The sequence below is a fragment of the Pseudomonas peradeniyensis genome (assembly GCF_014268935.2).
GTDB classification, from domain to species: domain Bacteria; phylum Pseudomonadota; class Gammaproteobacteria; order Pseudomonadales; family Pseudomonadaceae; genus Aquipseudomonas; species Aquipseudomonas peradeniyensis.
Genome location: NZ_JABWRJ020000001.1, coordinates 987968 through 1008008 on the forward strand (window position 1 = coordinate 987968; position 20041 = coordinate 1008008).

10 protein-coding genes are annotated in these 20041 nt (G+C 65.4%); 4 read left to right on the forward strand and 6 right to left on the reverse strand.

Annotation, left to right across the window (positions count from 1 at the left end):
* The first annotated feature begins 84 nt into the window (after positions 1–84).
* On the forward strand, positions 85–12573 hold the full coding sequence (locus HU751_RS04490) for a putative filamentous hemagglutinin family protein (RefSeq protein ID WP_186734801.1): 12489 nt from the start codon (positions 85–87) through the stop codon (positions 12571–12573).
* 134 nt (positions 12574–12707) lie between these two features.
* Complete coding sequence (locus HU751_RS04495; RefSeq protein ID WP_186734798.1) at positions 12708–13013, forward strand: hypothetical protein; 306 nt, start codon at positions 12708–12710, stop codon at positions 13011–13013.
* A 41-nt stretch (positions 13014–13054) separates the two neighbouring features.
* Here the strand turns inward: HU751_RS04495 and HU751_RS04500 are convergent, their stop codons facing one another.
* The 3 genes from HU751_RS04500 to HU751_RS04510 all read right to left on the reverse strand — a co-directional run bounded on the left by HU751_RS04500 (position 13055) and on the right by HU751_RS04510 (position 15481).
* Complete coding sequence (locus tag HU751_RS04500; protein ID WP_186734839.1) at positions 13055–14557, reverse strand: sensor domain-containing diguanylate cyclase; 1503 nt, start codon at positions 14555–14557, stop codon at positions 13055–13057.
* 230 nt (positions 14558–14787) lie between these two features.
* Positions 14788–15267, reverse strand: a complete 480-nt coding sequence (locus tag HU751_RS04505) for a hypothetical protein (RefSeq protein ID WP_186734796.1) — start codon at positions 15265–15267, stop codon at positions 14788–14790.
* Positions 15268–15325: 58 nt separating this feature from the next.
* Positions 15326–15481 (reverse strand): hypothetical protein, encoded by a 156-nt coding sequence (locus tag HU751_RS04510; RefSeq protein ID WP_155952705.1) that lies wholly within the window; start codon positions 15479–15481, stop codon positions 15326–15328.
* A 167-nt stretch (positions 15482–15648) separates the two neighbouring features.
* Here HU751_RS04510 and HU751_RS04515 point away from each other — a divergent pair, with 167 nt between their 5' ends.
* A complete protein-coding gene (locus HU751_RS04515) occupies positions 15649–16020 on the forward strand; it encodes a GFA family protein (RefSeq protein ID WP_186734794.1) in 372 nt (123 codons plus the stop codon).
* A gap of 247 nt (positions 16021–16267) precedes the next feature.
* Complete coding sequence (locus HU751_RS04520; protein ID WP_186734792.1) at positions 16268–16702, forward strand: bleomycin resistance protein; 435 nt, start codon at positions 16268–16270, stop codon at positions 16700–16702.
* A 295-nt stretch (positions 16703–16997) separates the two neighbouring features.
* Here HU751_RS04520 and HU751_RS04525 read toward each other — a convergent pair whose 3' ends face one another.
* The 3 genes from HU751_RS04525 to HU751_RS04535 all read right to left on the reverse strand — a co-directional run bounded on the left by HU751_RS04525 (position 16998) and on the right by HU751_RS04535 (position 19951).
* Positions 16998–17345 carry a DUF6124 family protein gene (locus tag HU751_RS04525; RefSeq protein WP_186734790.1) on the reverse strand — a complete coding sequence of 116 codons (348 nt, stop codon included), beginning with the start codon at positions 17343–17345 and terminating at the stop codon, positions 16998–17000.
* Positions 17346–17630: 285 nt separating this feature from the next.
* Positions 17631–18437, reverse strand: a complete 807-nt coding sequence (locus HU751_RS04530; protein ID WP_186734788.1) for a hypothetical protein — start codon at positions 18435–18437, stop codon at positions 17631–17633.
* Positions 18434–19951, reverse strand: coding sequence for a DUF262 domain-containing protein (locus tag HU751_RS04535; RefSeq protein ID WP_186734786.1), 1518 nt, complete (start codon positions 19949–19951; stop codon positions 18434–18436). Before HU751_RS04535 ends, HU751_RS04530 begins: the two co-directional genes overlap by 4 nt.
* Positions 19952–20041 lie beyond the last annotated feature (90 nt).

A 20041-nucleotide genomic window follows, 5' to 3' on the forward strand; every position in this document is an offset into this window, starting at 1 on the left:
GGGCCCGGGCCGACTGCCTTATGGCAAAGCGGCATCACGACCGCACCGACCTGCCTTCCATCACCCAGTACAAGGAACCCTGCGATGTCGCGCGGCCAGCACCAGCCAGACCTTCCAGCCACTGTCGTCCGGCGCCGCCGCCAGCCTGCGGGCCATGAGCCAATGCTGCTCAAGCCCCTGGCCCAGGCCATCGCGCTGCTGATGCTGGCGGGCACGGCCCAGGCCGCGCAGCCGTTCAGCTCGGCCTGGTTCGCGGCCAAGGGCGCCGCGCCTGCGGCGGGGGGCGGCGCGGGCGGCGGCAGCGTGCAACTGCCCGGCGCGCCACCGCCGCTGGCACAGCAGCAGCGCCTGAACCAGCAGTTCCAGCGTTCGGTGGGCAACCTCAACAATACCGTGGCCGCAATTGCCGCGCAGCAGGCCGCCCAGGCCGCCGGGCGCACCCTGGCCCAGGTGCAGCCGCAGACGGTGCCCAACGGCCTGGGCGAGGGCGGCCTGAAGGTCGACGAGAACCCGCTGACCAAGGGTTGGCAGAACGCCAAGGCACCGCAGCAGAGCCAGGTGGGCGGCAGGACGCAGGTGCTGATCGAGCAGACCGCCGACAAGGCGATCCTCAACTGGGAGACCTTCAACGTCGGCCGCGACACCACGGTCAAGTTCGACCAGCAGGCGCAGTGGGCGGTGCTCAACCGGGTCAACGATCCCAATGCCCGGCCGAGCCAGATCCAGGGCCAGATCGAGGCCCAGGGCACGGTGATGCTGGTCAACCGCAACGGTGTGGTATTCAACGGCAGCAGCCAGGTCAACGTGCGCAACCTGGTGGCGGCGGCGGCGCAGGTCAGCGACGAGCAGTTCCGCGAGCGTGGGCTTTATGTCGACAACAACGGTAGCCAGGCCACCTTCACCGAGGCCGCCGGCAAGCTCCAGGTCGAGCGCGGCGCGCAGTTGCAGACCCGCGCGCCGGCCACCTCCACCGAGGGGGGCGGCTACGTGCTGTTGCTGGGCAGCGAGGTGAGCAACGAAGGCCAGATCATCACGCCTCAGGGCCAGGCCACGCTTGCCGCCGGTGACGCCTTCTACATCCGTCGGGGCAAGGGCACCCAGGCCAACGCCTTCTCCACCACCCGCGGCAACGAGGTCGCCAGCAGCCTGAAGGCCGGCAGCAGCGCCGGCAGCGTGGTCAACGGCGGCTTGATCCAGGCGGCGGGCGGCGACATCACCCTGACCGGCCATGCCGTGCGCCAGGACGGCGTGGCCCTGGCCAGCACCGCGGTGGACCGGCGCGGCAGCATCCACCTGCTCAATTCGGCCAGTGACGCCAGCGGCACGGTCAGTTTCGGCAAGGGCAGCGTCACCGCCGTGCTGCTCGATGACAGCCAGGCCCTCGACAGTCAGCGGGAGGCTTCGCGGCAGGCGATGGATGGCGCCAGCGGCAACAATGCCACGGGCCGCTTCGACAACCTGAGCAAGGTCATCGATCGCCCCGAACAGTCGCGGGTGGAGGTGGTCAGTGGCGGCACCGTGCACTTCCAGGAAGGCGCCCTGACCCTGGCCACCGGTGGCCAGGTGGCGGTCAGCGCCGGGCTGCGCAGCCTGGTGGACGATGGCGCGCGCATCGACGTGGCCGGGGCCCTCGGGGTCAAGGTGGCCATGGAAAGCAATGTGATCAAGATCAACGTGCAGGGCAACGAGCAGCGCGACGCTGCCGGTAACCGTGACAAGGGCGGCCTGATCAACAGCGATGTGTGGGTCGATGTGCGGGAGCTGGTGCATGTCGGGAAGGGCGTCAACGGCTACGCCAGCGATCGTTGGTACACCGCCGGTGGCCTGCTCGAGGTCGGCGGCTACCTCGGCACCCGCAACCACAGTGTCGGCGAGTGGATGGCCCAGGGCGGCACGGTGACCTTCACCGGACAGGACCTGGTGACCCGTGCCGGCGCCGAGATCAACCTGTCCGGTGGCACCCTGGCGGTGCAGGACGGCTACGTCCGCCAGAGCTGGTTGCGCGGCGAGGACGGACGCCTGTACGAACTGTCGCGGGCCCCGGGTGACCTGCTCTACACCGGCCTGTACAAAGGCTACGAGGCGCACAGCGCGCGCTGGGACCAGACCCGCACCTTCTACAACCCGCTGATCGCCCCCGGCCAGCGCTTCGAGCAGGGCTACACCGTGGGGCGCGATGCCGGCAGCCTGGTGGTGGCGACCCACAGCGCGGTGCTCGATGGCCAACTGATCGGCCAGACCTGGCAGGACGAGCGCCAGGTCCAGGCGCCGGTGCGCGGACGCGACGGCTATAGCCAGGTCCACAGTGCCCGAGCCCAGGGCGCGCAGCTGGTAATCGGCCAACAGGTGCCCGGCTATCTCAACGATGCCAAGGCGCTGGGCTTCAGCCTGACACCGGTCATGCAGCAGGTGCTGGTGCGTCAAGGGGCCGGTGGGCAGAGCGCCGATGTCGGCCTGCAGGCACCGCTCGACGACAAACGTCGCGGGCAACTGCTGTTCGACAGTGACTGGCTCAACGGCTTGGCCCTGGGCGGCCTGACGGTCGCCGCCCAGCAGCGTATCCAGGTCGATGATGCCCTGCGTCTGGCCGACGGTGGCAGCCTGACGCTTTATGCCCCGCAGGTGCAGGTCAATGCCGACCTGACCGCCAGGGGCGGGGAGATGGTTCTGGGTGATGTGCTCAGGCAGCGGGTCCTCGCCAGCCTGCAGGACCTGCCGCTTGTTACTCCGACAGGGTTGCGCGCGCAGGTCGGCGTGGCCGCCGGCGTGCGCCTGGATGTCAGCGGCTTGCGCAGCGAGGATGCGAATCCCGGTGACCGAGCCTGGCGCAACGGCGGCAGCCTGAGCCTGCGCAGCAGCGGCGATGTGCTGCTGGACAGCGGCAGCGTGCTGGACGTGTCCGGCGGTGTGGTGCGCCGTGAAGCCAGCCGTCTGCTCGGCGGCAGTGGCGGCAACCTGACCTTGCAGAGCAGCGCGCTGAACAGTACCGGGACCGGCCGGATGCGCCTCGACGGTGAGCTGCGCGGCTACGGCAGCAGCGCTGCGGGCACCCTGACCGTGGCCGCCGACCGGGTGAGCATTGGCGGCGCCGCGGATGGCAAGGCCAGCGTGCATCTGGCCGAGGACTTCTTCAGCCGCGGCTTCGCCCATTACGCCATCACCGGCAATCACAGTTTGAGCGTGGCCGCTGGCAGCCGTATCGACGTCACCCGCCCCGTGGAGCGGCTCGACGCCAGCCAGCCGGTCAGCGGCCAGGCACAGATCTGGCTGGCGCCGCCGCTCGTGCAGAACGCCGTGGCCGGCACCCTGGAACCGCGTGCCGGCGCCAGCCTGGCCCTGGCGGCGGGCGATACCCGTTTCACCCAGACCGTCCGCGAAGCAGCGTTGCTCGAGGTCGGGCGCGGCGCGACGATCAGTGTCGACCCGCTGCAGTCCATCAGCCTGAGCAGCACCGCGCAATTGACCCTGGACGGCACCCTCAATGCCTGGGGCGGCAGCGTCAGCCTGCAACAGCAGTGGCTGCCGGTGATGGACTCCGGCGTTTCCGAAGGCGCGCACCAGCGTTCCATCCGCCTGGGCGACCAGGCTCTGATCGATGTGTCCGGTCGGGCGGTCACGGCCGTTGACCTGCAGGGGCGCCGCTATGGCCGGGTCGATGACGGCGGCAGCATCGTCATCGGCGGGCAGATCGATCACAACCTGGGCACCAGCAATGGCGCCTACCTGTTCCTGGACATGGCCGAGGGCGCCCGCCTGCGCGCCGATGGTGCCCAGGCCACGCTGGATATCCGTGGCCAGGGGCCGTTGGTCGTGGCCAGCAATGGCGGGCGCATCAGCCTGGCGTCGAGCCACGGGCTGCGCCTGAACGGCAGCTTCAGCGCCGCTTCCGGTGGTCGTGGCGCTGCGGGTGGCAGCCTGGAGGTGGCGCTGGATACCGGTCTTTACGTCAACGGCAGTCTGGTCGACGGGGTCAAGGCCCCCCGCGAGCTGGTCCTTGCCCAGGGCGCGGCCGGTGTCGAGAACGGTCCGCTGCGCTATGGCCAGGGGCGGCTCGACGTCGCCCGGATCGCCCAAGGGGGCTTCGACAGCCTGTCGCTGCTCAGCGACGGTGTGGTGGCGTTCGACGGCGACCTCGATCTGCGGATGGCCCGCAGCCTGCAGCTGTACACCGGCTCGCTGGTGCTGGCCCAGGGGAGCGCTGGCGACGCCCGTGTTCACCTGCAGGCGCCCTATGTGCGCCTCGCGGGCAGCAACCACCGCAGTGGTGAGCAGGCGACCCGACCGACCCTCAAGGGCGGCCTGTCGACCCAGGACAGCGCGGCGCTGTTGCAGGTCGACGCGCAGCTGCTGGACCTGCGCGATGCGCTGACCCTGGGCGCCCATGGCAGCCTTGCCTTGGCTACGGGCGGCACGCTGGATTTCGATCGGCGTGGCTTTGCCCTGGGCAGCCTGCGCAGCCAGGGCGACCTGCGCGTGCTGGGCAAGGTCGGCGAGGGCACCGACCGCACCTTGCTGCGCGGCAATGCCGACCTGGAGCTGCTCGCCGCGCAGATCTACCCGACCACCGGTGCCTTTGGCCAGATCGAGACGGGCGCCAACGCTACCCTGCGCATTGGCAGGAGTGGCCTGAACACGCCCGAGCAACCGTTTTCGGTATTCGGCCGGCTGGCGCTTATCGCCGGCAAGGTGGAGCAGGGCGGCGTGCTGCGGGCACCGCTGGGCGGGTTGTCGCTGGGGCAGGAAACGGGGGGCACCCAGTCCGTGACCCTGCTGCCGGGCAGCATCACCTCGGTCAGCGCGGCCGGGCTGGTCATGCCCTATGGCGCAACGGTGGACGGCTTGAGCTACCTGTTCGGTGGCGAGGCGGTGAAGCTGGTGGGGGCGGCAGGCGACAGCCTTTACGGGGTGTCGCTCAACGGCAAATCGATCGATGTCCGCCAGGACGCCTTGATCGACCTGTCCGGGGGCGGCACATTGACCGGGGCCGGATTCGTCTCTGGACGTGGCGGCTCCACCGATGCCCGCTACCACCCGCTGATGCAGCTCGATGGCGAGGGTCGCCTGGTCCTGCCCACGCTGGACAGCAACCCGGTCTATGCCATCGTGCCGAGCTTCACCGGCCCCTACGCACCGGTAACCGGCGAGGCCGGCGTGGCGGCGCCGGGGATCGGCCAGCAGATCACCCTGGACGGCAGCATCCCAGGCCTGGCGGCAGGCACCTACACCTTGCTGCCGGCCAGCTACGCCCTGCTGCCGGGCGCGTTCAGGGTCGAGCTCAATGGCCTGGCCATGGCCGGAGCAAGCACTGGCAGCCAGGCGATGCGCAACGGTTCCTGGACCACCACGGGCAGCCTGTCGGTGGCCAACACCGGTATCCGCCAGGCGCTGCCGAACCAGGTGATCCTGACCTCGGCCGACGTGCTGCGGCGCTATTCGCAGTACAACGAAATGTCCTATGCCGACTTCGCCCGCGCCGATGCCGTGGCCAAGGGCGTGCCGCGCGCGGCGATCGAGGCCGATGGCAAGTGGCTGAACCTGCGGGTGAATACCAACAACGATGCCAGCAGCACCTTGCGTGTCGCCGGCCGGGTGAACTTCGCCGCCGCCCAGGGCGGTCATGCCGGCAGCGCGGCGGTGTTCGGCGCCAGGGGCCTGGAGATCGTCGCCGAGGGCGGCAGCGGCCAGGCCAGCGGCGAAAACATCGCGGTGCTGTCGGCACGCGAGCTCAATGCCCTGCAGGCACCCAGGCTGACCCTGGGCGGGCGGGCCAATGTGCTCTACGGCCAGGGCGGCAACCAGATGACCTTCCTCGAAGGCACCAGCGATATCTGGGTGCGTTCGGGGGCCGAGCTGCGGGCTGGCGAGGTGTTCCTGACCAGCAACGATCCGCGCGGTGGCATCGTCGTCGAGCAGGGGGCCGGTATCGTCACCCTTGGCCGTGGCGCGGTGCCCTTCGGCGCCGATGACGGCTACTTCATCAACAGCAATGGCCGCGCCTTGCTGGCGGTGTCCAATGGCCGGCTGGAAGTGGTGTCCTCGCCGCTCACCACCAGCGGGGCGCCGGGCTCCATTGTCATTGGCGGCTGCAGCGCCGGCGGTTGCGAGGGCAATACCCGGCTGTACTCGGAAGGTTCGTTGTTCGCCGCCACCGACAAGACCTTCAGTCTCGATGATGGCGTGGCCTTCGGCACCCGTCACCTGGGCCTGTCGGTCGGGCGGATCAACGTCGGCAGCGCCGAGGCGCTGGCCCAGGCCCTGGCCAATGGTGTCCTGGGTCAGGGCCTGACCCTTAACCAGCAGGTGCTCGACCGCCTGCTGCAGGGCAGCCTGGCCGATGGCGTGCCCGCGCTGGAGACCCTGACGCTGGCGGCGTCCGACTCGCTGAACTTCTTTGGCACCACGGCGCTCGACACCTACGACCCGCTCACCGGCAAGAACCGTCTGCAGGCCCTGGTCCTCGGCGTGCCGGCCATCCATGGCAGTGGCCTGGCCGGCGACCAGGCGACCATCCGCACCGAGCGTCTGATCTGGAGTGGTGCCCGTAACGTCGCGGGCGCGCCGATCGCGGGTGGGGCCGGCAGTGGCGATGGCGTGCTGGCCATCCGCGTCAAGGACCTGGAATTCGGCTATGGCGCCAACAGCCAGCCCGACGGCAGTACCGAGATGGCGCGCCAGACCCTGGGTTTCAGCCGTGTTGAACTGCACGCCAGTCACCAGGTGACGGCCAACCACAAGGGCAGCCTGCTGGTTCATCACCGCCGTGGCGACTACCAGGCCGACGGCGGCTTTGCCTACAGCGGTGGCGACCTGCTGGTGGACACGCCGTTGTGGACCGGCACCGCCGGTTCGCTCAATCGCATCGAGGCCGGCGGCACCCTGCGTGTGCAGGGCGGTGCGGGCACGCTGGCCAGCGGCCGTGAGGCTCTGGGCGCCGAGTTGAGTCTCAAGGCGCGGCAACTGCAGGTCGACGGCACCTTCAGCCTGCCCAGCGGCCGCCTGACCCTGCAGGCCGTGGACGACCTGCGCCTGGGCGACGCCGCGCGGGTGGACCTGGCCGGGCGCACCCTGACCTTCAATGATGTGACCCAGTACAGCTGGGGTGGCGAGCTGGTGCTCGGCAGCCAGTTCGGCAACATTCACCAGGCCGCCGGCGCACTGATCGACCTCAGTGCCCGCAACAACCGCGCCGGCCGCCTGAGCGCCATCGCCCTGGGCGAGCAGGGCGGGGGCATCGAGCTGCTCGGCCGGATTCTTGGTGCGGCCAGCGGCCAGTATGATGCCGCCGGTACTCTGGTTCCCTACGCGGGCGGGGCGGTCGATATCCGTGCCCGGCGCCTGGACGACTTTACCGGCTTGAACCAGCGCCTGAACCGTGACCAGGTGTTCGGCGCGCGCAGCTTCCAGATCAAGCAGGGCGACCTGGTGATCGGCGATGAGCTCAAGGCACGGCAGATCAACGTGTCGCTGGACAACGGCCAGCTCAGGGTCGATGGCCATGTCGATGCCAGCGGCGAACAGGTCGGCAGCATCCGCCTGGCCGCCGGACGTGGCCTTACCCTCGGCGCCGGGGCGTTGCTCGATGCCCACGGCAGTGTGCTGCGGGTCGACAGCTACGGTGCGATCATCGACGCGCCGAACCGCGCCGTGGTCGAACTCAACAGTGGCCAGGGCCAGCTGACCCTGGCCAGCGGCGCGCGCATCGACCTGCGCCACGGCACCGCCTCCGGGCAGGGCGATGGTCGCCCACGGGGCACCCTGGAACTGATCGCCCCACGCCTGGGCAGCGATACCGCGGGCGATATTGCCATCGATGTGCGCGGCCCAGTGGACATCCTCGGCGCCCGCTCCATCGCGGTGGTCGGCAACCAGCGCTACACCGACGCGGCGCCAGGCGGCACCTCGGCCAGTGGCCGGCCGGTCCAGGTCATCGACCAGGACTACCTGAACCGCAAGCACGACCTGAGCGTGCAGTTCATCAACCACCTGCTGGGCAACCGCGACCTGCTCGATGTGCGCCTGGCCGGGCTCAACAACTCCCGCTACGCCCAGGCCCTGCACCTGCGGCCGGGCGTGGAGATCGCCACGGTCGATGCTCGTACCGACCTGGTGGTGCAGGGCGACCTGGACCTGTCCGGCCATCGCTACGCCAGCCTCAATCCGTTGACCCCGCAGACCTCGGTCTACGGTTCGGGCGAGGTGGGCAACCTGGTGCTGCGCGCCGGGGGCAACCTGGAGGTTTACGGCAGCATCAGCGACGGCTTCATGCCGGTGGACCTGGCCACCGACGACACACGCATGGACGGCAAGGGCTGGTTGCTGGTGCCCGGCAAGCAGCCCTTCGACAGCGACCTGGTGATCCCGCGCAGCGGTGTCGAACTGGCCGAGGGCACGCTGTTCCCCGAAGGCAGCCTGCTCAACTTCGACCTGCCGTTCGCCGCCACCACCTTGCCAGCCAACCAGCGCCTGCCCAGTGCCATGAGCCTGTCGGCGCCCTTGACCCTGCCTGCGGGCACGGTGCTCGAGGCCGCGGTGCGCGATGCCGCCGGCAACCTGTTGTATGCCGCCGGCACGCTGCTGCGCGAACCGGTCACCCTGGCCCTTGGCACGCGCCTGGACGCCGGCAGCCGTCTGCCGGTCAGCGTGGCGGTGCAGGGCGGCACCTGGAGCAAGGGCGTTGCCCTGCCCAGCGGCGGCCTGACCCAGCGCGGCGTGCTGGGCCTGGCCGTGGGTTCGCGGTTGCCGGCCGGCACCGACGTCAAGCTGGCCGAGGGCGTCGACCTGATCGAGCTGCGGCCTGCGGTCAATGGCCAGCAGGGGCGCAATTGGGCGCTGGCGCAGATGCTGGCGCAAGGTTCGCAGTCCTGGTCGATGCGCCTGGTGGCCGGCGCCGACCTGGACGCCGCCGACAGTCGCATCACGCGTCCCGACACCGATGCCGGCGTGCTGCGCCTGGCCGACCTGCACTACATCGCTCAGCAGAAACGCACGGGGGGCGACGGTTCGGGGACCGGCCTGGTCTGGGGGGAACGCAACACCTTCGGCATGGAACCGGGCAGCCCCGTGGCACCGGAGGACCTGGTGATGTGCGAGAACGAAGGCTGGTGCGAGCCTGCGGTCAAGGTCATCAAAGTCTGGGGCCCCGCCAACACCTTCGGCATGGAGCCGGGAACGCCGGTGGCGCCGGAAGACCTGGTGATGTGCGAGATCGACGGCTGGTGCATGGACAAGGTGCTGGGCGGCAAGAAGATCTGGGTCTGGGGGCCGGACAACACCTTCGGCATGGAGCCCGGCACCCCCGTGGCCGAGGCCGACATGGAGTTCTGCAGCATCCCCGGCTGGTGCCTGGAGATCGATGCGCCCACCGAACCCGAGCGAATAGAGGTCACGCCGCAGACCTTGATGTTCAGCGTGCTGCGTACCGGCACCGGCGATCTGGACCTGCTCAGCGCCGGCGACTGGCGCATGGACTCGCTGTTCGGCGTCTACACCGCCGGCACCCAGGCGCTGTCGTTGCTGCGTGACGGCAGCGACCCGCACCAGGCCGCCCGTGGCCGGCTGGCCGACGGCAGCCTGCTCGGCGGCGCCGGCACGGCCTATGAAGCGTTGACCAACAGCCTGTACCGCGCCTGGTATCCGGAGCAGGGTGGCAACCTGCGGATCGCCGCCGGCGGCGACCTGACGGGCAACCTGGTGGCGACCAGGACCGGCAGCGCCCTCGCCAGGCCGCAAGCGGCGTCGGCCGCGGTGGGCAACTGGTTGTGGCGCCAGGGGCAGCCCAGCGCCGATACCCCGGCGGCCTGGTGGGTCAACTTCGGCACCTTCGCCCAACAGCCCCAGGCCACGCTGGCCGAGCCCTGGCTGGTGGGCTTCACCGGCATCGGCACCCTGGGTGGCGGCAACCTGGATGTCGGCGTGGGCGGCTCGGCGGGCCTGTTGCAGTCGAGCAACACCGCCGGCGTCGAGGCCGAGCGCAGCCAGGGCTTGAACCTGGTGGTCGGCGGCAGTGGCCGGATGACCGAGGATGGCCGTCTGCTACAGACCGGTGGCGGCGACCTCGACCTGCGCGTGGCCGGCGCCATCAACCCGGGCTCCAGTGCCCTGGAAATGGCCCGCGTCACCCCCGACCTGGGCGGCACGCTGGTCAACCTGCGCGGCGCCCTGAATGTACAGGCGGGCAGCGTCGGCGTGGTCAGGCAGGTCTATGGCAGCAGTTTCGCCTTCAACGACAGCAGCGAGTCGCGTGCCTACGATCCCTTCACCTCGACCAAGGCGGCGGCGCTGGGTGGCCTGACGCTGATGCCGGGCGATGCCGCCGTGCGCCTGGACAGCCGCGGCGACCTGGTCGTGCAAGGTGTGGGCGACCCGGGCCGGGTGCCGCAGTTCAACATGACCGGCTTCCTTGGCGACAACGGCGTGCGCTATGCCGGGCAGGGCAGCAGCTGGTTCTCGTTGTGGCGCGAGACCACCGCCGTGGACCTGCTGGCCCTGGGCGGCAATGTCACGCCGGTCAACATCGACGACGCCCGCCCCGGGCGCAACCTGCCGCTCTACGGCGGGCGGCTGTTCTACCCGACGGCCCTGCGCGTGTCGGCGGCCAACGGCAGCCTGTACTACGGCAGTTCGGCCAGCGAGCGGGGCGTCGCGACGTCGGCGTACTCGCTGATGACCGCGCCGTCTGCGCGCAGCGCCCTGCAACTGATCGCGGGCGAGTCGATCTATGCCGGTGGCTATGTGATCAGCCAGGCTGGCACCGATACGTCAGCCATCGCCACGCCGCAGCGACCAGCCATGCTGGGCCAGGACTTCTCGTTCGTATACCGGGCCGGCAACCTGAGCGGGGACGTTGCCGGTAGCTTGGATACGGCGCCGTTGTTCACCTATGGACTCAACACCTACAGGGCCGGGCAGCGGCCGCAGGCGCCTGCGCGTTTCTATGCCTTGACGGGGGACATCCTCGGCTTGAACACCGGCGAGATCATCGAATACCAGCAGACCGGGCTGAAGCTGTACCAGGGCGCAGGGCCGGTGCGGGTGATGGCCGGGCGCGATATCGTCAATGCTGGCAAGGCGTTGGGGACCGAGCGCTTCGGGGCGACGGGCATGGTGGCGGGGGATCAGGGCAACATCCATTCCTCGGGCAACCTGATCATCCATGGTGACGCCCTGGATGTCTCGTTGATCAGCGCCGGCCGCGACATTCGCCTGAGCACCTTCAATGTCGCCGGTCCCGGTCAACTGGAGGTGGTCGCCGGGGGCAACCTGTTCCAGTCCGGCCAGGGCGTGGGCTCGGCTTACCAGGAGGCGGCGATCAACAGCATTGGCCGGGTCGATGGCAGCGTTGGTGGTAACGACGGCGCGGCTATCGCCATCGTCGTCGGCGCCGGCAAAGCCGGTCCGGACTATACCCGCCTGCTCGAGCGTTACCTGGGCACGGAGCAGGGCCAGCCAGACCAGCCGTTCAAGGTCTACGACCAGGAGCTTCAGGCCTGGCTGCGCGAACGCTTCGGTTTTACTGGCGACAACGCCGCAAGCCGCGCCTATTTCACCGCCTTGCCTGCCGAGCAGCAGCGGATCTTCGCCCGCCAGGTGTACTTCGCCGAACTGCGCGAGGGTGGCCGCGAATACAACGACGTCAACGGCCCGCGCACCGGCAGCTACCTGCGCGGTCGCCAGGCGATCGCCGCGCTGTTCCCGGAGCGGGACGTGGCCGGCAACCCGATCAGCTATGGCGGTAGCGCCACCTTCTACGGCGGTGCTGGCATCCACACCGACTTCGGCGGCGATATCCAGGTACTGACGCCGGGTGGCCAGCAAGTGTTTGGCATCGAAGGCGAGGCCCCGCCGACCACCGCCGGGGTGATCACCCAGGGCAGCGGCAACATCCAGCTGTATTCGCAAGGCAGCATCCTGCTCGGCCAGAGCCGGATCATGACCACCTTCGGCGGCTCGATTCTCGGCTGGTCGGCCCAGGGCGACATCAACGCCGGTCGCGGTTCGAAGACCACCGTGGTCTACACCCCGCCCAAGCGCACCTACGACCGCTGGGGCAACGTCGGCCTGGCGCCGAGCGTGCCGAGCACCGGCGCCGGCATCGCCACGCTCAATCCGATCGCCGAGGTGCCACCGGGGGATATCGACCTGATCGCGCCGCTGGGCACCATCGATGCCGGCGAGGCCGGGATCCGCGTGTCCGGCAACGTCAACATCGCCGCGCTGCAGGTGGTCAACGCCGCCAACATCCAGGTCCAGGGCGATGCCAAGGGCATGCCGGTGGTGGCCTCGGTGAACACCGGTGCGATCGCCTCGGCCAGTGCCGCGGCATCGTCGGCCAGCCAGGCTGCCGAAGAGGCGGGCCGCCAGCAGCAGGCTGCGTCCAGGCAGCGCCAGCCTTCGGTGATCACCGTGCAGGTGCTGGGTTTCGGCGGCGAGCGGCTGGTGCCGGGCCAGGACGGGGCGAGCCTCAATCCCCAGTACAACCGCCAGAGCCCGGTGCAGGTGCTGGGCGCGGGGGCGCTGGACGAACGGGCGAAGGCGCAGTTGACCGAGGAGGAGCGGGGTAACCTGTTGCTATGAGAGCAAAACCGCCCAACGGCAGGCTTTTCCTGTGGTTTCTTGATCCCGCTCATGGTTTCGGCGAGTGGCCCTCGTCGCGGCTTCGTGGCTGTGCTTTTCTTGCGCGGCATTTCAGACACGGAGTATCGAGCGCAATGCGAATCAGGGAAGAGACCTACTGGCAGTGGGCCGATGCGCAGTTGCACAGTCGCTGCCATGACGAGGAACTGAGCGATGGCACCAGCATCGATGTGCAGGTGCGCCTGTCCAGGGTCGGTGCCACGCAGCTGTTTCTCGGGCTGTATGCCCGAGGTGGCAAGGCCCTGCTGGAGGAGTACTACCCCTCGCGGCCGGGCGAGACCATGACCCGGGCGCTGGTGTGGGGCGTGGACCGCGCTCGCGCCCTGGCCACCGGCGCCTTGCCGCTGCCGGAACAGGTGCCGCGCAGGCGCCAGGCCTGAGCGTGACGGATGCGGCTGGGCGGGCCGCCGACGAGCAGGCGTCAGGCCGGGCTGTCGATACAGACGCGGTTGCGCCCCTTCTGTTTGGCCCGGTACAGCGCCTTGTCGGCGTTGGCCAGCGCATCTGCGGGATCGCTGCCGTCCCCAGGCCGCCAGCTGGCCACGCCCAGTGACAGGGTGATGCCGCCAATCGGCGCGAAAGGGGCGTGCTCGACGGTCAGGCGCAGGTGACCGGCGATCGCGGTCGCCACCTCCAGGCTCGCCCCCGGCAGCAGTATCAGGAACTCTTCGCCGCCGGTGCGGCACAGCAGGTCGCCCTCGCGACAGCTTCCACGCATCAAGCCTGCCAGCTGCTGCAGGACCTGGTCGCCGATATCGTGGCCATGGCCGTCGTTGATCCGCTTGAAGTGATCGATGTCCAGCACCACCACGGCGAAGCCGCGTTTTTCGGCCTGTAACAGGCGCAGCGCCTGTTGCAGGCCACGACGATTGAACAACCCGGTGAGCGGGTCGGTCTGGGCATCACGGTTGAGTCGGCCGATACGTTCCTGCAGCAGGTTGACGCCGAACAGCAGTGCGCGCTTGAGCTCGGCGGCCTCGGCATACCAGGCGCGGACCTGGTGGATGCGTTCGGTGGTCTGTTGCTGGCCCATGCCCCGGGCAACGTGGGTCAATTGTCGCAGCGGGTGGGCGATGACCTGAGTCAGCCAGTACAGCAGCAGGCAGCCGAGCAGGGCCAGCGGCGCGGAGATGGCCATCACATTGAGGACCAGTTGGCGCAGCGGGGCTACGGTGTTGCGCAGTGGCTGCTGGGCGACGATGGTCCAGCCGGCGCTGGGCACCGTGGCGAAGCCGGCCAGCATCTCGACGCCCTGGCTGTTGACCAGGCGCCGGGTGCCATGGTCGAGGTTCGGCAGGTCGTCCAGCAGCGGGTTGTCGCCGACCAGGGTGCCGACCCGTTTGCTGTCAGGGTGAAACAGCAGCCGGCGGTTGCGATCGACGACATAGAGGTACGAGCCGTTCTGGTAGAAGTGCGTGCCCAGCAGGCTGTTGAGCAGGTTGCGCTCGCGCAGGTAGAGGCTGCCGCCGATGTAGCCATGGTAGTGGCCGCTGGTGTCGAAGATCGGTTGCGAGAGCACCACGAGCAGGTTGTCGGCCGCCGACAGGAAAGGCGTGGAGACCAGCGTGCGGTGTTCGCGCAGTGCCTGCCGGGCGCCGGGTGAAGTCGCTTGGCTGCCGGCCAGGTGCTGCAGCGGGGCGGGCGAGAGCGAGCGCACGGTCCCTTGGGCATCGACCCGCAAGGTGGAGTTGAACAGGTTGCCCTGCTGTTGCAGGCGGTCGATTTCATCCTGTACCAGGCTGTCGTCGTTCGGGTGCAGGCCACTTTGCCGGGCGCTGTAGGCCAGTTGCTGCAAGGCACTGACCAAGGTGGTTTCGGTCACGGCCGCAAGCTTGGCGGCATACACCCGGTTGGACTCCAGGGCGCTGTCGATCAGCAGTTGCCGTTGTACCCGGTAGCTGGCGAAGTAACTGGCCAGCAGCATGACCAGGGCGGTGGTGGCGCAAAGGGCGAGTATGAGGGTGCGCAGGTCGGGGCGCGGTCCGTGCGGGGTGAAATATCGCAATCCTTGGCCTCGTCGGATACAACGGAAAACGCACCTTACGCGCTTGGCGCAAGGTGGACCATGCTTGAGCGCAATTGCAGGGTTGGAGCACAAGGAGGGCTTCGTTTTCCCACGGAGCTCGCGGAATTATCCGCCCTTGTTATCCAGGCTCAGGGTGCAGTCTGCTCCAGCGCCCGCAGGTCATCCTCGACCTGTTGCATGCGCTCCTGCACCAGTGCCTGGACCTTGGCGTCGCTGGCGCTTTCACGCATCAGCGTGGTGAGCTTCTCGCTCAGGCGCTTGCCTTCCTCGCTCTGGCCCAGTTCCCTGGCCTTGGCCGGGTCGCGGGTGGCCTGGGTGATGAGGTCGAACTCGGCGTCGCTGAAGTGTTCCTCGCTGTACAGCCTGAACAGGTCCTGGCGCTGGTCGTCGACGGTCAGGTGCTTGCGCAGCACGTCCTTGATCTTGTCCTCGGGCACCTGCGCATGGGTCATGGCCAAAAGGCCTGCCATGCGTTCGATGTTGTGGTCGTAGGCTTCCTGCAGGGGCAGGTTGGCGAGGATCTTTTCCTCGCGGCTGGGTTTCTGGTCGCAGGCGGCGAGGGCGCCGAGCAGCAACACGGGGAGCAGTAGACGAGGCAGGCGGGGCATGGTGGGGCCTTGGGCACGGTAAGGCTTGGGAGTGTACTGCAAACCCGTGGCGGAGGAATCAGCGTTGCAGCGGATTGCGCAGGCGCACCCAGAGGATCGCCGGCAGGGCCATCAGCAGCCATTTCAGGTAGCGGTTCACTTCGTAGTGTTCGCAGGCGACGCCGATGAGGGTGCAGACCACCACCACGGCCACGAACTGGATCATTCTTTCCATCAGCAGGTTTCCATCATTGCAGGGGCCGGAAGGGCCGCGGGGCGCACTGTAGCAGGTGGCGCAGGCAGCGCAGGTCGGCATGCCACACGGCGTAACACTTTTGCGCCGCCGTCGGGCGCCAGGTTGGCTATTGTGCGGCAATCCCGGCAGCCAAGGAAGGTAACCCCATGACCCTCTACAAAGGTGGCTGCCTGTGCGGCCGTATCCGTTTCGCCGCCAGCGGCGAGCCGCGTTTTCCGCATACCTGCTCGTGCGGGCAGTGCCAGCGTCACTCCGGCAGCCTGACCCTGTGCTGGGTGGAGTTCGACAAGGCGGCGGTCGCCTGGACCGGGGAGGCTGGATTGCCGGCGCTGTATCGCTCGTCCGAGGGCTCCAGCCGTGCGTTCTGTGCCACCTGCGGCAGTTCCCTCGGGGCCATTGACGATGCGCCGACGGTGGCCTTGCTGCTGGGTTGCTTCGATGCCAAGGGTGACCAGGCCCTGCGGCCGAGCTCGCATTCGTTTCGGGCTTGTCGGCCGCGTTGGTGGAAGGTTGGGTGATGGTTGGGGATTGGGGGGAGGCTGACAGGTGTTCGGCGAGGGCCTTGCTGCGCCTGTGAGATCGAGCGCCGCCCGCGCGGCGCATCGCGGATGAATCCGCTCCTACATTTGTTGCAACGTACCGAACCTGTCAGGCCATGGTTGTCTGCCTTGGTGCATGGCTTGAGACCGGTGAGGCGGGATGGTGGAAGGTTGGATAAGGGGTATCATGCACCCCACTTTTCCATGCCGCTCAAGGACGACCTGCATGCTGCAGCGCAACAGGATGGTGCCAGAACTGATTGTCAACGACCTTGATCGCAGCCTGGATTTCTGGGTTTCGCTGCTGGGGTTCGAGATCGCCTATCAGCGCCCGGAGCAGCGCTTTGCCTACCTCGACCTGCAGGGCGCGCAGGTCATGCTTGAAGAGTTCGACGCCGAGGACCACTGGCTCACCGGACCCTTGGAAAAACCCTTGGGGCGGGGGATCAATCTGCAGATCGACGTCGCGGCGGTCGCACCGCTGGTCGAACGGCTCGAGCGCCATCGCTGGCCGCTGTTCCAGGCGTGCGAGGACGTCTGGTATCGCGCCGACGCCATCGAGGTGGGGTTGCGTCAGTTGCTGGTCCAGGACCCGGATGGTTATCTGCTGAGGCTGGCGCAACGGATGGGCGAGCGTCCGGCACAGTCGAATCAGCGGTAGGGTCCGCGTCCTGCTCATTTGCGCTGTCGCGCTGGAAGCAGCCTTACCAGCATTACCAACGTGGGAGCGGGCTTGCCCCGCGATCACCGGCGTCGCCGGTGCCATGCAGTTGCAAAACACTAGCGAATACCTGTGGGAGCCGGCTTGCAGGCGATGCGCCGCGCCAGCGGTGCTCTACCGTCTCAGCCCCATGCAGATCCCAGGGCGCTGTGAGAAAAATCCAATCACCAAACCTCGAAGCAATCACTTCAAAGCGTCTGGCGACAGACCTGCCAGCCAGACACGTATCCCACTTCTAGCTGAAATCCTCTCGTCTGATCGGCTTTTCCAGTCGCCCTGGCCGATCAGGCGCAGGTGGATTGCTTGGCAGCAGCACCAGCCCATCCAGCACTTTGTTCAGCAAGGCTTCGACCATCTCCAGCGACAATTGCGATCCCCCCAGCAAGCGCCGGGCATCGCCCTGCACGTCTTCACGGGCGAGGGTGGTGGCCTGGTAGGCTTGTTGCACGAGTTGAATGGCGTGGACCAGCGCATCCTCGGCGAAGACGCCGGGGCGGACGGTGAAGAGCGGGGCGTGATGGTTGTTGCAGGTGCCGAAGGTGTAGTGGGCGCAGCAGGGTGGGTCGGGTATTCCCTTGGTCATAACAAGCTCCTTGATCAGTGGAGCCGCCACGCATCGCTGCTAAACGAAAGGGTGGCAGCTGTACGCGGGTTAGCAGACCAGGGATCAAGGAACCCGGCGCGCACGAAGGCGCCCCGCGCACAGCCGCCATAACACGTTCACACCGCGATGAGCATCGAGGTGTGAACGTGAAGAGGTGCTGTGTGCACCTTGATCTTTGAACGGGCTGCTAAACCCGGTCACTGGATTGACAGTGACCATCAAATCTTACAGTGCTAAAGAGATGAGTCAAGAGGCGATTTATCATTAAATTTTTGAGTGCGACCAACTATTATCTTTTACTGAGGTGTCTAGGGCCACTGCGGCATCATTGCGCCATAGGTCAAGATAGTGCTCACTGTCGCTTCGAACGGAGTTCAGCTTGTCGCGTTGACCAGAGTTTTCACAGCGTAGTTCGTAAGTTACTGAGGTTTTCCAAGATATTGATTCGAGGCTTGCGTAATTGACTTCAATTGCTAGGGTTGCATGTTTGTTTGCGTCAGTGAGGATGTCTAGTAGCTGCATTGTTTCGCTTGCGTCAAGGTTCCCTCTGAATGTGATTGACTCGGAAGAGGTTCCGTTTAGTGGTTGTTGCAAGTGTAAGCCTGCCAAAGGTTTCGAAGTGGATGAAGTCACTAAATTCGCTTTTGCGGATACGTTTAAGGCGGCGTCAGTGGTTTGATTGCTTATTTTTACGGTTATGAAATATGAGATGCTTTTGCTTTGGCCGATTTTGGGGTCGTGTAAAATGAAATCTTCTTGCTCAAGTGATGCAATTAGGAAAGGTTTACGAGACTCGCTTCTTGCGCGCAAATCTTGGGCGAGGGTGAAGGCAACAGCAAATAGTGCGAGCCCAGAAAATAGGGAGGTTGCAGCCCCAAACATGTCGCCTGTTGCACCGTAAAGTGAAATTTTTTCAGTGCATTGAGTCTGCTCTTCGGATTTGCATTCCTCTAAGCTTTCTGTGAGTTTTGTGCTTAGAAAGGGGACTGCGACAAGAGTTGAGGACCAAATCAAAATCGCGGCCAAAAAAACTAGCGCAATAGTTGCCAGGCTTCCACGTTGCTTGCTCATGCGCGAGTGCCTCCAAATATGGTGTCGGTAATAAGGCTGTCCCAAAACCCAGTGTCGCGCATGTATTCTTCAAAACCTTGTGTGGCTAGTGCGTATGGGTGAGTCAAATCGTTTAAGTTATACTCTTTTCCAAAGGCTTTATCTGTTCTTTCCGAGACGATCATGATTGAGTATATTGGGTCGTCATTCGAGATTCGGGTGGTCTTAAGATCTCGTATTGACCTGAAGGAGATTTTCTGGCCGCCAGTAAGTTCTTTGCCGGTGTTTGGATCCAGTACTCCGCGTTGTACGAGTAATCCACCTATTGCCTTTGTTAAGAGACCATTGCGCTTCGCTGGCTCTAAAAGTATGTCCCTATTTTCCGGGTATGGAAGCTCGAACGTGTTGCCAAGAGTTGTAATGGCTTCAAAGTCTGTGACGATTCTTGTGTTGGCAGCTTGCGCAAAGTGGTTTTCAAATGCGCGTGACACCCACCATTTTTTTATTTGTATAGGGTTGTAGTTTGGGGTGTTTAGCCATCCTGCAACTCCCAGTATCATTGACCAAGAGGGAACTAAGTCCTCATTGATTACACCAAGATTTTTGGAGGTGAACTCTAAAGCAGAGCAGTAAAGCTCTAAGGCCTCGTTCCATGTGTTGCTAATTAGTTCACGCCGTATGTTCAGCAAGTCGCCTTGCCGAACCCCAGCAGAAGAGTTTTTTCCATACCGGACGCGCACAAGTAACGCGATGAGTTTAAGGATCTCTATGGGGTCAGGATTTATCTGGTTCAAGATGTCGTAGGAGTCTTTGGCCCGATCCCACTCGTCTCGAAGCTTAAAGCCACTTGGGTATAGGGATGCAACCATTAAGTCTACGGCGTTAAGTCTTACGCCTGTTCGGTTGAGAGTTTCAAAAATTCGCGCAAGAGCTTCTAGTTCGATTTCTTTATCTAGCTCGGTTGCGAACATTTTGTAAACTTTTGACTGGAGGCCAGCAAGTCTCTTTTCTTTGGCGCTAACAATTTTTATTCGTAGTGAGCTTTCTTGAATGTTCTCGAGCCAAGTGTAGAAGTTTTCTTGGTCCCAAATGTCTTTTACTAACGCGACTCGGGAATTGGCTCTTGACTCGATTGTTGGGTAGTTTCTGAGGAATCGCTCTCTTTTTTCCCAGGCGATGTAGTCATCTTCGTTGTTAAGTAATGGGTCGAATTTTATATAATAGCATATATCGGAGACGTCACTAATGGCGTGGTACAGTGATGTTAGGCGCTGTTGTCCGTCAAGTATATATATGTCAAGGTCGTCTCCGCTGACCACGGGACCGCTATTGATTTCCCTTATGGCAAAGGTTTGAGGGCCTTTTAAGAGAAGTAATGAGCCTATTGGCCACTGTCTAGCAACACTGTCTAAAAGTTCAACAACTCTTGCGGGGTTCCAAACGAAATCTCGTTGAAAGTCAGGTAGCGCCATCTTGCTTGTGCGAACTTTTTGTAGTAGCGAATCAATTGTGTAGTGAACTGATTTGAATTCCATGTCTTGCTCGTTCTCTTCTGGCTTTGGTAGCTTTGACTTTGACGCTCTGTCGCACTACTGGCTGAATAAAATCTGAATTTTGTATTTTTG

What these genes read in the sequence shown, in the direction of transcription:
- HU751_RS04490 (WP_186734801.1), top strand. Translation starts at nt 85, where the DNA reads ATGTCGCGCGGCCAGCACCAGCCAGACCTTCCAGCCACTGTCGTCCGG.
- HU751_RS04495 (WP_186734798.1), top strand. Translation starts at nt 12,708, where the DNA reads ATGCGAATCAGGGAAGAGACCTACTGGCAGTGGGCCGATGCGCAGTTG.
- HU751_RS04500 (WP_186734839.1), bottom strand. Translation starts at nt 14,557, where the DNA reads ATGCTGCTGGCCAGTTACTTCGCCAGCTACCGGGTACAACGGCAACTG.
- HU751_RS04505 (WP_186734796.1), bottom strand. Translation starts at nt 15,267, where the DNA reads ATGCCCCGCCTGCCTCGTCTACTGCTCCCCGTGTTGCTGCTCGGCGCC.
- HU751_RS04510 (WP_155952705.1), bottom strand. Translation starts at nt 15,481, where the DNA reads ATGGAAAGAATGATCCAGTTCGTGGCCGTGGTGGTGGTCTGCACCCTC.
- HU751_RS04515 (WP_186734794.1), top strand. Translation starts at nt 15,649, where the DNA reads ATGACCCTCTACAAAGGTGGCTGCCTGTGCGGCCGTATCCGTTTCGCC.
- HU751_RS04520 (WP_186734792.1), top strand. Translation starts at nt 16,268, where the DNA reads ATGCTGCAGCGCAACAGGATGGTGCCAGAACTGATTGTCAACGACCTT.
- HU751_RS04525 (WP_186734790.1), bottom strand. Translation starts at nt 17,345, where the DNA reads ATGACCAAGGGAATACCCGACCCACCCTGCTGCGCCCACTACACCTTC.
- HU751_RS04530 (WP_186734788.1), bottom strand. Translation starts at nt 18,437, where the DNA reads ATGAGCAAGCAACGTGGAAGCCTGGCAACTATTGCGCTAGTTTTTTTG.
- HU751_RS04535 (WP_186734786.1), bottom strand. Translation starts at nt 19,951, where the DNA reads ATGGAATTCAAATCAGTTCACTACACAATTGATTCGCTACTACAAAAA.